Source organism: Hahella sp. CCB-MM4 (assembly GCF_002260525.1).
In the GTDB taxonomy this organism is placed as follows: Bacteria; Pseudomonadota; Gammaproteobacteria; order Pseudomonadales; family Oleiphilaceae; genus Hahella.
The window spans coordinates 266,627-277,290 of the sequence record NZ_MRYI01000006.1 but is presented as its reverse complement, the minus strand read 5'-3'; the positions used below and the strand labels follow the sequence as shown (position 1 = coordinate 277,290).

Here is a 10,664-nt window from a genome sequence, read left to right as displayed (position 1 = left end):
AAGGCAATCTGTCAGCAGATCCCTATGAAAGCAACCTGGCCTACCTTGAATCAATAGCCTTTGGTTCAGCAGCGGTTCTTGGGGTAGGAGATCCTTTGACGATGGTGATGCCTGGGCCTCGGGTGGATGTATCATATGGGGGGGCTAGGCAGGTTTCTGTTGTTCCAAACAATGCAGATGATTTTGTAACTTTCTATCATGGTACGTCACCTGAAAAGGCAAGTGACATACGGCTTAATGGGATAGATCTTTCAAAATCTAAACCTCGAAATGATTTTGGTGATGGATTTTACATGACCACTTCAAGAGACGACGCAATTCAATCTGCGAAGATGGTAAACCTAGAACAAGATGTTCTTGAGTTTAGGGTTCCAAAGTCTGAGTTCGATAATCTTAATAATTTAAAATTCGACTCACCAAATCAGGAGTGGGCTGATTTTGTTAGTTTTAATAAGGAATTGGATGTTCCATATTTACCTCCTAAAGAATGGGCGCTACCAAAGTTTGATACTGTTACAGGGCCTCTATATAGAGATTTGTTGCCAGATGGAAGGATAAAAAATTGGGTTGGTAGGGCTGATCAGACGAGCATCCATACAGATACCGCTGTTGATTTATTTAATCGATATTTAGTTCAGTAGGAAAATAGCTATGGATTTAAAAGTTTCTTTAGATGAGACCCAAGTCTATTTGTTTGAGTGTGTGGTACGCCATTTACAATCGTCACATGGATATTCACACGATGATGCTGTTCGTTTGGTTAATGGGTATTATGCAAATTTTACTGATGCACGTTATTGCAGTGAGCATGGCATACCTGTGCAAAATGCTGATTTTTTCTCACATATTGGAGCTAAAAGTATGGCAGATAGGGTGCATTATTATCAGGGGCAGGGAAATGTTCCCAATGAAGTGGCATTTGTAGAATGGCAGAGAAAATTTGTAGGGCATCAGGATTAGGATAAGTATAGAGGTCTAAGTGGCTGTTTTAATTGAGGCATTGTCGGTCGTTATTCGGTGTGAGGCGATTGTTAAAAAATATTCTGGAGGTGTGAACGCTTTTATGGCTGCTCTTCCAAATGAAACTCTTTGCTCAGATGGCGAGTTAGCTTGCGTCAACTTTATGGTTCCTAAAGATGTTCAAGCTTATGTTGAAAATTTGATTAGTAACGGATTGACTTTTAAGCAGTCTGACAAGGCGATAGATATAGTTGTTGTCGATCAGATGCGTGGTATGACTACTGATTGTGATTGGGCTGAGATCGGAGAATCTGATTGGAATAGTAATCCGAATCATACGATAGCTGTATGTTGTGCTAGGCCGACAAAAGTTGATCGCATTGTCGTGCCGGAAGGCTGGGAATATGAAGGATCTTTGAGCGCAAACTGTAAATATGTTGATGGAAAACAGGTTCCAGAAAGCTTGAAGTTTGTTAGAAATGAAAATGGGGTAGATGTTCTTGTTGACGAAAAAACGGGTCAGGAGTTTTACGTTCGCCGTGGATAATGTGAGTAGTAAAATAACTTAAAGGACACCCATAAACCAATCGACTAAGCCTCTCTTGAAAAAGAGGACACCCACAAACCAGTTGACGGAGCCTTTCTCACTTCGTAATCTTGTGACTGTTTAAATATCCAGTATTGAGGTTAAGGATGACCCTAGCGAGAAAGGAACTCATATCACTCACCGATACCCGCTATTATCACTGTATTGCCCGTTGTGTTCGACGGGCGTTTTTGTGTGGCCATGATGAATTCTCCGGCAGGAGCTTTGAACATCGGCGCCAATGGATAGTAGATCGCCTATTTCTCCTCTCTGAGATCTTTGCCATAGATGTCGTAGCCTATGCAGTGATGAGTAATCATTACCATGTCGTTTTGAAAGTGAATCCTGATCGTGTGAATCAATGGTCTATGGATGAAGTGATAGAGCGATGGTGCCGGTTGTTTGGTGGCAACCCCTTGGTGGCGAGATATCGGCAGGGAGAAAAGCTGGATGTGGGTTCTCAGCTTAGAGTGGCTGAATATGCCAGCGAGTGGCGTGAACGTTTGAAATCCATTAGCTGGTTTATGCGTTGTCTCAATGAGCACATTGCCCGCAAGGCCAATGAAGAAGACGAATGCAAAGGGCGATTCTGGGAGGGGCGCTTTAAATCCCAGGCGCTTTTGGATGACGCCGCGTTACTCACTTGCATGGTCTATGTGGATCTAAACCCCATTCGGGCAGGCATTGCTAAATTGCCGGAAACATCAGATTACACTTCTATCCAGGAAAGGATTGATCATCTAAGCTCGCCCAACCGAATCTCCAGGTTAGTGGAGATGATTGGTCATGAACGACAAGATTCTCATCAGGAAGGTGTTCACTTTCATATTCAAGACTATTTGGTATTAGTGGACTGGACGGGTAGGGCTATTCGAGAGGATAAACGTGGAGCTGTTCCAGACTATTTTCCTCCAATTCTGCGGCGACTAAATATCGACCAGAATGAGTGGCGTGATGGCGTCCGATTTTTTGAGCATCGTTTTCCCAGGTTAGCTGGTAGATTAGAGAAAATGGAGTTGGCAATCTCACAGCTCGGGCAAAAATGGTGTCACGGTCGGCGTCATGCTTGGCGACTATTTGCGACCTAGCGCTGGCACTGAATTTAATGCTATGCGAATTCATAATGGAACAGTCATAGTGCGGTATTATTTGTTCGTCTAATTGAATATGTTCGGCGCTAATCTAGAATGCCGCACACAATAATCTGGCAGTGGAATTAATACAGGGAATTGTGGAGTGAAACTCTGTAAATCAACTCGATATAATTTTCTTATTATCCCATCCCACGATTTGCCTTTATTGTAAGTCCTCAAAATTAAACGCCTTTTAATGGACCGTACTGTGAACTTTTCAGAAGAGATCAGTTCTATAGTGCTTTGGATGTAGTAGTAATAGGAAGATGTATGGCTAAGAAAACACCTTTGGGAGACAAACTTTATCTGTTTACCGACGATACCGGCATGATGGCGGAGAATCTGTTGATCACTTCCCATGGAGGATATATTCCCCGCCCGGATTTTGGGAAGCAGACGGGGCGCGCCAGGAAGTTTCCTGGACTGGGAGGCTGGATCGGTGTTCCTGAATGGACACAGCTTTATCTTTACGGACCCCATACCAAAACTTTGTTGGATCCTGGATTGAACTCTGTCATCAGTGGCAAAACTAATTATTTGCAGCGTTTACAGCGCAACGAAAAAATCAGGAACTACAGCCTCGGCAAATATCAGGGAGACGATACCGGGGAAACATATGAGAGCATCAGTCGCGATATTGATAACAACAGAACGTACATCAATTTGCGCCAGGAAGCCATGGACAGTGGCGATGAGGGCATGATAGCGCACGTGCAGCGTCTGTGTCCCAATCCATTTCCGAAGTTCGATGTGCTCACTGTTCGAAATCGTAAGCTGATGAGTGGCGTCAACCTCAAACATGTGTTGGATATGCTGGCCAGTACGGGTTACAGATACACCAACATTCACTGTGTATTCTGCCGGTCCCGCATGATTGGAACCAGCGGCACCTGGAACGCGGCCAATAATCCCTGATTTGAAATGATCCAGAAAAACGATCTGGAAACGGGATAAAAAATAGACGGTAACAAAAACAAGAAAGATAATAGGACACCCACTTAATCACTTGCCTACTTAAGCGTGTGACAAGTGATTATTCAGCAAAAGCGCTTAATGGGTGTCCTGCATAAAACTAGTTGAAAAGGGGTTAATGGGTGTCCTGCATAAAACTAGCTGAGCGGCTATGGGTTTAACAAACCGGGCCAGGTCGCGTTGTCCACGTGCATGGGATAGCCTTCATCCACTTTATCTTCACTGATGTTGTATCGCAGGTACCGCTGGCCGGTCAGGAAGATATAGCCCCGGCCATCATTCCATTTTACGGCAGCCGTAATTTCCTGGGCATAGTCACCGAGCCCTGGCCAAGTGCTGTCGTTGATTGGTTTGGGGTAGCCACTGTCTACGGCATCTTTATCGATGTCATAGCGAATATAGTCACCGTCGCTTAAGAAGAAATAGACTTTCTGGTTATGCCAGCGAAGGGCGGCCTCAATCTGGTTCTTATAGGGTTCCAGGCCCGGCCAGGTAGAGTTGTTGATAGGTTTTGGATAGCCACTTCTGACCTTGTCTCCGATATTGTCGTAGTTGATATACTGCCCGTTTTTGAGAAAGTAATAGCTGGTTCCCAGGTCTTTTTGGAAACTGGCAGTGATCTGGTCGCGATAGGCTTCCAATCCTGGCCAGGTCTGGTCGTTGGTTTCTCGGGGGTATCCGCCGTCAGATTTATCGAGGACTTTGTTGTAGCGAACGTATTGCAGATCATTGCGGAAGAAGTAGGCTTTGAAAGCGTCTTTGCTCAAAGCTGCGTCAATCTGAAAATTATTGACCCTTAGTGCCAGCGGAGTGTTATTGATTTCCACGACATAGTCCGTGACTCCCGGCGGGCTCATATTGGAATCAGTCCAGCCTCGATCCATTGAATATACCTGATCCACCAGTATGCCGTTGCGGTAGATGTTGGCGGGAGTCTGCTCAGCGGTATACCAGGTGAAGCTTTCCGGGGATGAGCCGTCTTCCATCAGTTTCCGAACACCCAGGTCGCCAATCAACGGTAGCCCATCCAACCGCCAGGATACATCGACGGGAATGCCGAGATGTCTCAGTACAGTTGGTGCAATTGAGGCTTGGGATGGGTAACCATAGAGGCTATTGAACTGCGTATTGGGAATATCTGAAATCTGCTGCCAGAATTCGGCATTCATCGATTGGTTGGAGCCTATGAAAATGGTCTTCTCAGGCTCAGTCTGGTTGCCATGGTGACAGCCAATCACCGGTGTTCTTCCATGGTCCGTGGTTACAAGCACCAACCAGTTGTCCGCGGTCTGGCGTTGAAGGCTTTCTACTTTGTCCAGGAGTTGGCCCAGGCGGCGGTCCGAGTCATGTACGGCCTGATCGTAAGCACTACCGAAGCAACTCGCGTGCCCTGCGTGATCAGGATCGTCCAGGTGCAGAAACACAAATTCCGGTGAGGTAGCGGATAGGGTGGTCAGCGCGTGGTCGACGACTTCCTGATCGTTGATGCCGCTGACGACTTCGTCGATCCCTGCTACTTCATTCGCGAAGAAACTGGTATTGATAGGAGACCAGTTGGCAATACTTGCAACGTAGGCGTCGGGATGTGCATCTTTAATTCGTTTAAACAAGCTCGGAAATTCGGGGTTGGCCAGCCCGGCATCGTTGGATTCAATCCGATGCTTGGACATCCATACGCCGGTCAGAATAGTCGCCCAGCCAGGGCCGCTAACCGTGGGCTGCTCTGAAGTTGCCCCCTGAATTCCGCCAGTATATGCCTTCGTTATGTTGAGACGGTCGAAGTTGGGTGTGTCCAGCCTTTGAAACTGTTCTAACTGCAGGCCGTCAATTCCTACCAAGAGAACCTTATTATCCGCCACAGCTAAAGACGTCATTGTTAGCAGGCCGAGGCCCACAGTTAAACTCTTCCAGTTAAGCATAATTTCTCCTATGTTTTTATTCTGGTATATACCAGTCATAGAAGCATAGTCGTGTTTAATGACAGTGTGTTTACCTGAAGCTATCGCATTTAATACTCAGCACGTATGATATATAGTCCTGTAACTGCTGGATGAATGGATTTGTTAAAAGAAGGAACTGTCATGAAAACGCTTCAACCTCCCAACTGCCAATTTTTTACTTATCAATCTTTCTACATACAAGCTGCTTATTCCTCTCTACCTTCCTATCTACTTACCAAACAGCTTGTTACCAATTTGTCTGTCGCAATCGAATATCCAGTATTCTTTCAGGGCGCTCGATGCGCTCAGCTTATCGGGATTGAATCCCGTCTATAAATCTTCCGAAAGGCAGTATTTGGAATCTGCTTCGGGAGCTTAAACAAACCATCTAAACAACACGAAGGGACTCGTCTAAAGCAAACGCCACAAATTTTTGATTTTGACTTTCCGGTTCAAAGGAGCGAGCAATGGACAGTACAAGTATGTTTGACCCTGAACTCTATACAGGTGTGTTTAAAGATATTGGTGAAGCGACCACATTACCTGCGTGGTGTTACAGCTCTCAATATTGGTTTAACAGGGAAAAGGAAAGAGTGTTTGATGGTGCATGGCACTTTGTGTGCCTGGAAAGCTCGCTTCACAATGGTCAGTTTGTTAGACGGGACCTGCTTGGCAATAACATTCTGGTGGTCAGGGACCATGATGGAGAGGTGAGGGCATTCTACAACTCATGTCGGCATCGGGGGGCACCGTTAACAGATCAGGATACCGGTCGGGTGAAAGCATTGGTTTGCCCTTATCACAAATGGGTTTATGCCCTGAATGGAAAGCTCATCAAAGCCAATGGCTTGTCCTCTGAATCCAGGATGAAAAATGCCTGCCATCTTGATTTACTGGAAATGACCGTGGACGTGGTCTGCAATCTGGTGTTTGTGAATTTTTCTGACCATCCTCTAAGCCTGCGAGAGTTTTTGGGAGACTACATCAACGCAGTGGCGATGCCGCATAGAATCGACCGGATGCGATGTATTCATAGCCGGAGTTATACACTTGAGTCCAATTGGAAGCTCTATGTCGAAGTGGATATGGAAACGTTGCACACGCCCTGCATACACTCACATTCTATCGGCAAGCAGCCGGTCGAAATTCTGGAAGGTATTGGTGAGTGGGTTGGGGTATTCAATCGGAGTCCTCATACACCCGCGCTTAAACCAGGGCTGAGAACCCGTGGATTCCCCCATACACAAGGAATCTACGGTGAGGGAAAAAACGGCACCCATTTCTGTGTCATCCTCCCCGGTTTTTTCATCGTGACAGCCCAGGACTGTATGTGGTGGATTCAGAAAACACCAGTTTCAGAGAACCTCGTCGCAGTGAATGTCGGCTACTGCTTTCCAGAAGAAACTCTGCAGCGGGAGGACTTTGATCTTGTGGCAAGCCTTTATAGGGAACGATGGGACCAAGTGGTGGAAGAGGATGACTGGATTACGGAATACCAGCAAAAAGGGCTCAACAATAAGGTGACAGGGCTCTACACCGAGCAGGAACGAGTGGTTCAAATGCTGGACCAGAGAATACTCCATAAAGTCCTCGGCCCTGATCTCATTAACATGATCGAGGCAGACACCGGGTCATCTATCTCCCACGACCCTGATGCAGGCACCAGGGAAACTCAACTTAGTTCGTGTGAAGGATGATGTCACCCGAGGTGAATATAACGGCACCAGAGGTGAATAAAACGGCACCTGCGATAAAGGATAAAGATGAATGACTACACGGAATGAACGATCATTAACCAGCCTGCCCGTATTGATCGGGATAGGTCTGGTGTCAGCCGCGCTGTTTAGTTTGACTTTCGTGATCAATTACGAAATTTCGTTCGGTGGCGGAAGTTGGGTTTGGACAGCCGTTTTAAGGTATATGTTTACCATTCTTATATTGCTGGTTTTGCTTCGCCTGACGAAAGGAAGGGGCTATCTGCCGGAGTTATTTCGCCTGTTCCGTCAGAACCTGGCATTCTGGATCATTGCAGGGAGTTTCTCCTGCGGTCTGTTTTATACCGGTATCGCATTCTCGTCAGAACATTTACGAGGTTGGGCCGTTGCAGCAACTTTTCAGTTGACGATCATATTCTCTCCCATCGTATTGATGTTTATGGGGTACCGGTTTCCACTGAGAGTTCTGCCATTTTCCTTTCTGGTATTAATCGGAGCGACGCTGGTTAACTGGGCCGGTGATGTGGACGAAACCAATACTGATCTGTTCATCATGGGAGTGCTGCCGATCATTGTGTCCGCGGTTGCCTATCCTTTTGGCAATCAACTGGTTAACTCTGCCAAAAATGGAGGCTTGGCCTACGTGCCAAGAATACAATCTCCACTTCTAAATAACGCTTTCTCTGTGGTGTTGCTTCTTTCGCTGGGGTCAATTCCATTCTGGTTGCTCCTGGTGATTGTATGTTGGCCCGGTATGCCGGCAGAAGACCAATATTTACAGACCTTTATCGTGGCATTGGTTGCCGGAGTATTGGCAACATCGGTATTTTTCTATGCCCGAAACCTGACTTCAGACCCCGTAAAGGTGGTCGCTGTTGATACGACCCAGGCCACAGAAGTGTTATTTGCCCTGTTCTTTGAGCTGATGTTTGTTGATCCGAGAATCCCTACCTATATGCAGTTGGCGGGACTGGTTATGGTATTGGTTGGATTAATGGGGTTTGGAATGAAGTGGGAGCGGTTCTTTTTGTCCCGACGCAGGAAACTTCAGTATTTGCAGGCTGGTGAAAAATAGGGGCGGCGATGCTGATCTTAAAATCCGGCTCGTCCCGATTAAGTCCTTGGGCGTTCCAAATGGTATTGCCAAGGCTTCCTGCAAGGATGTAATTTACCTGTCTCTTTTACTCTTTTACTCTTTTACTCTTTTACTCTTTTACTCTGAGCGATATAGACCATTGATATGCTGACCGATACTCAAATATCCCAGTTTACAAACGCCGGTTATCTGCTTCTGCCTGATATGGTTTCCGATGAGGAACGAAAGGCATTAATTGAGCGGGCTTATGACATCATCGAAGAAGACCATCTGGAGCAGGCGGGACTTTTTTCCACGACTGATCGGTCTCAAATCGACAATAGCTACTTTTTAGGTTCTGCGGAAACGATTCGTTGCTTCTTTGAGGAAAAGGCATTTGGCGATAACGGCGAACTACTGCAGCCCCGTTCACAATCCATTAACAAGATTGGCCATGCATTGCATGATCTGGATCCCGTGTTCCGGCAATTTGCGCAACGTCGTGATTTCGGTACCATCGCAAAGGATCTCGGACTCTCACATCCATCGCTGTACCAGACAATGGTGATTTTTAAACAACCTCGTATTGGCGGGGAAGTGACTTGGCACCAGGATGCAACATTCTTCTTTACTGATCCCACCAGCGTTATCACTTATTGGTTTGCCCTGGAAGATGCGACTTTGGAAAATGGCTGTCTCTGGCTGGAACCTGGCGGTCACCATGGTCCTTTGCGGGAGCGCTATTTCTGCGAGCAAGGGGAGCTGAGAATGGAACCCCTGAGTGATTTACCCTGGACCAGGGACAGCGGCAACCCAATACCGGTTAAAGCCGGGAGTCTGTTGGTATTTCATGGTCATCTACCTCATTACAGCGCACCAAACCAATCAAACAAGTCACGTATTGCTCTGACCTTCCATGTCGTCGATGCGGCCTGCCATTACGCCCCGGAGAATTGGTTACAACGACCAAACCTGGGGGAGTTTGCCATGTAATATGCTTTTGGAAGGTGGAAGGTGGAAGGTGGAAGGTGGAAGGTGGAAGGTTTGGGAGCCATTCCCAAACCTTCTAGCGGGCTGCCCGATGGCTACCGGTGCTAGGCACAGTCAGCCTGATCCTTTTTCTGCTCTTTCGTCTTACGAAGCTCCGTCTTCTGAAGCAGTGTTTTCTCTAACAGCTGCATGAAGGCATCAGCCCTTAATTTCCTGGCCTTTTGGGCGTAAAAGTCAACATCAATGGCTCCATTCTGGTCACGCTTTATTTCTTGCTCTTTATGATGCTCCCGGCTGGGTAAGTAAACTTGCGATACACACATGGCAAGGTCCTCTGAATAGCTGAAATCACGAGTTGTTGTATTGCAGCTAAGATAATCCTGTGGAAAAATAATAAAAATCGAATTATTTTTATGCAAAGGTTCAAATAAAATGAACTATTCGGCCGACCTGTCCACTGAACTGTTGTCTACTTTTGTCAACGTGGTTGAAAACGGGGGGATCAACCGTGCCGCTGAACGGCTTCACAAGACTCAGTCCGCCGTGAGTATGCAGATGCAGCGACTGGAAGAGCGCGTCGGGCACAAGCTGTTCCAGCAGAGCGGGCGGCGAAAGCAGTTGACGCCCGCAGGTGAAACCATGTTGGTATACGCGCGTCGGATGCTGGATCTGCAGAGTGAGGCGTTGAATGCTCTCCAGGGAAGTGCCATGGAGGGAGAGCTGAGAATCGGGGTGTCTCATTCCCTGGCAGAAAGTAACCTCACTCAGGAGCTAGCGGTATTTGCCAGGCAGTATCCCCAGATTCTGTTATCGGTGGATAGCGGAGAAAGTTCCGAACTGGAGACTGCGTTTGATCGGGGAGAGTTCGACTACGTTATCTACCTTAGCAGGGTGAGTGTCGGAGCAGGGGAGATGCTCAGGACTTATCAGGTCTGCTGGCATGCCCATCCAGAGTTTCAATGGACTCAGGGGCAGCTGTTGCCGATCCTCAGTTTCAGTTCCAGATGCGTTTTCCGGGTACTCTGTGTCGAAGCCCTCAGGCAGTCGGATATTCCCTGGAGAGAAGTGTATCGGACCAGTAGCTTGTCGGCTCTTATTAGCGCTGTTGAGGGAGGACTCGGTATAACCGCTCGTACCAGCCACGCTGCCCGGGGGAAAACCAGGATTTTGGGAGAGAATGAAGGCTTACCTACATTGCCTGATGTGTCGGTTATGTTTCAGTACCGAAAATCATCGGTCCCGGCAAGCCTGTTCGCCGACTGGTTGAAGAACCGTCCTCCTATGGTCGCCTGA

The 10,664-nt window shown here is 47.1% G+C and carries 11 protein-coding genes; 9 read left to right on the top strand and 2 right to left on the bottom strand.

The features are described from left to right. The 5 genes from BTA51_RS13835 to BTA51_RS13815 form a co-directional block, all read left to right on the top strand. Positions 1–641: DUF3990 domain-containing protein (locus BTA51_RS13835; protein ID WP_141215596.1), on the top strand; the 641-nt coding region annotated here is incomplete at its 5' end. Between the two features lie 10 nt (positions 642–651). Continuing rightward, on the top strand, positions 652–960 hold the full coding sequence (locus BTA51_RS29930) for a hypothetical protein (RefSeq protein ID WP_141215595.1): 309 nt from the start codon (positions 652–654) through the stop codon (positions 958–960). A 19-nt stretch (positions 961–979) separates the two neighbouring features. Further along, positions 980–1,507: a hypothetical protein gene (locus BTA51_RS13825; protein ID WP_094708109.1), complete on the top strand. Its 528-nt coding sequence runs from the start codon at positions 980–982 to the stop codon at positions 1,505–1,507. Between the two features lie 146 nt (positions 1,508–1,653). Then, positions 1,654–2,634 carry a transposase gene (locus BTA51_RS13820; protein ID WP_094708107.1) on the top strand — a complete coding sequence of 327 codons (981 nt, stop codon included), beginning with the start codon at positions 1,654–1,656 and terminating at the stop codon, positions 2,632–2,634. A 315-nt stretch (positions 2,635–2,949) separates the two neighbouring features. Next, positions 2,950–3,594 (top strand): putative adhesin, encoded by a 645-nt coding sequence (locus tag BTA51_RS13815; protein ID WP_094708105.1) that lies wholly within the window; start codon positions 2,950–2,952, stop codon positions 3,592–3,594. Positions 3,595–3,800: 206 nt separating this feature from the next. On the opposite strand, the gene BTA51_RS13810 is transcribed toward BTA51_RS13815, so the two are convergent. After that, the gene (locus BTA51_RS13810) at positions 3,801–5,570 is read right to left on the bottom strand and encodes a hemopexin repeat-containing protein (RefSeq protein WP_094708103.1); all 1,770 of its coding nucleotides are present in this window, start codon (positions 5,568–5,570) and stop codon (positions 3,801–3,803) included. Positions 5,571–6,058: 488 nt separating this feature from the next. Between BTA51_RS13810 and BTA51_RS13805 the strand changes: the two genes are divergently transcribed. The 3 genes from BTA51_RS13805 to BTA51_RS13795 all read left to right on the top strand — a co-directional run bounded on the left by BTA51_RS13805 (position 6,059) and on the right by BTA51_RS13795 (position 9,374). Then, positions 6,059–7,288, top strand: coding sequence for an aromatic ring-hydroxylating dioxygenase subunit alpha (locus tag BTA51_RS13805; RefSeq protein WP_094708101.1), 1,230 nt, complete (start codon positions 6,059–6,061; stop codon positions 7,286–7,288). 70 nt (positions 7,289–7,358) lie between these two features. Then, on the top strand, positions 7,359–8,381 hold the full coding sequence (locus BTA51_RS13800; RefSeq protein ID WP_094708099.1) for a multidrug resistance efflux transporter family protein: 1,023 nt from the start codon (positions 7,359–7,361) through the stop codon (positions 8,379–8,381). A gap of 165 nt (positions 8,382–8,546) precedes the next feature. After that, on the top strand, positions 8,547–9,374 hold the full coding sequence (locus tag BTA51_RS13795) for a phytanoyl-CoA dioxygenase family protein (protein WP_094708097.1): 828 nt from the start codon (positions 8,547–8,549) through the stop codon (positions 9,372–9,374). Between the two features lie 101 nt (positions 9,375–9,475). Here BTA51_RS13795 and BTA51_RS13790 read toward each other — a convergent pair whose 3' ends face one another. Further along, positions 9,476–9,694 (bottom strand): hypothetical protein, encoded by a 219-nt coding sequence (locus BTA51_RS13790; protein ID WP_094708095.1) that lies wholly within the window; start codon positions 9,692–9,694, stop codon positions 9,476–9,478. 109 nt (positions 9,695–9,803) lie between these two features. On the opposite strand from BTA51_RS13790, the gene BTA51_RS13785 reads away from it, so the two are divergent. Then, a complete protein-coding gene (locus tag BTA51_RS13785) occupies positions 9,804–10,664 on the top strand; it encodes a LysR substrate-binding domain-containing protein (protein WP_094708093.1) in 861 nt (286 codons plus the stop codon).

What these genes read in the sequence shown, in the direction of transcription:
- BTA51_RS29930 (WP_141215595.1), top strand. Translation starts at nt 652, where the DNA reads ATGGATTTAAAAGTTTCTTTAGATGAGACCCAAGTCTATTTGTTTGAG.
- BTA51_RS13820 (WP_094708107.1), top strand. Translation starts at nt 1,654, where the DNA reads ATGACCCTAGCGAGAAAGGAACTCATATCACTCACCGATACCCGCTAT.
- BTA51_RS13815 (WP_094708105.1), top strand. Translation starts at nt 2,950, where the DNA reads ATGGCTAAGAAAACACCTTTGGGAGACAAACTTTATCTGTTTACCGAC.
- BTA51_RS13810 (WP_094708103.1), bottom strand. Translation starts at nt 5,570, where the DNA reads ATGCTTAACTGGAAGAGTTTAACTGTGGGCCTCGGCCTGCTAACAATG.
- BTA51_RS13805 (WP_094708101.1), top strand. Translation starts at nt 6,059, where the DNA reads ATGGACAGTACAAGTATGTTTGACCCTGAACTCTATACAGGTGTGTTT.
- BTA51_RS13800 (WP_094708099.1), top strand. Translation starts at nt 7,359, where the DNA reads ATGACTACACGGAATGAACGATCATTAACCAGCCTGCCCGTATTGATC.
- BTA51_RS13795 (WP_094708097.1), top strand. Translation starts at nt 8,547, where the DNA reads ATGCTGACCGATACTCAAATATCCCAGTTTACAAACGCCGGTTATCTG.
- BTA51_RS13790 (WP_094708095.1), bottom strand. Translation starts at nt 9,694, where the DNA reads ATGTGTGTATCGCAAGTTTACTTACCCAGCCGGGAGCATCATAAAGAG.
- BTA51_RS13785 (WP_094708093.1), top strand. Translation starts at nt 9,804, where the DNA reads ATGAACTATTCGGCCGACCTGTCCACTGAACTGTTGTCTACTTTTGTC.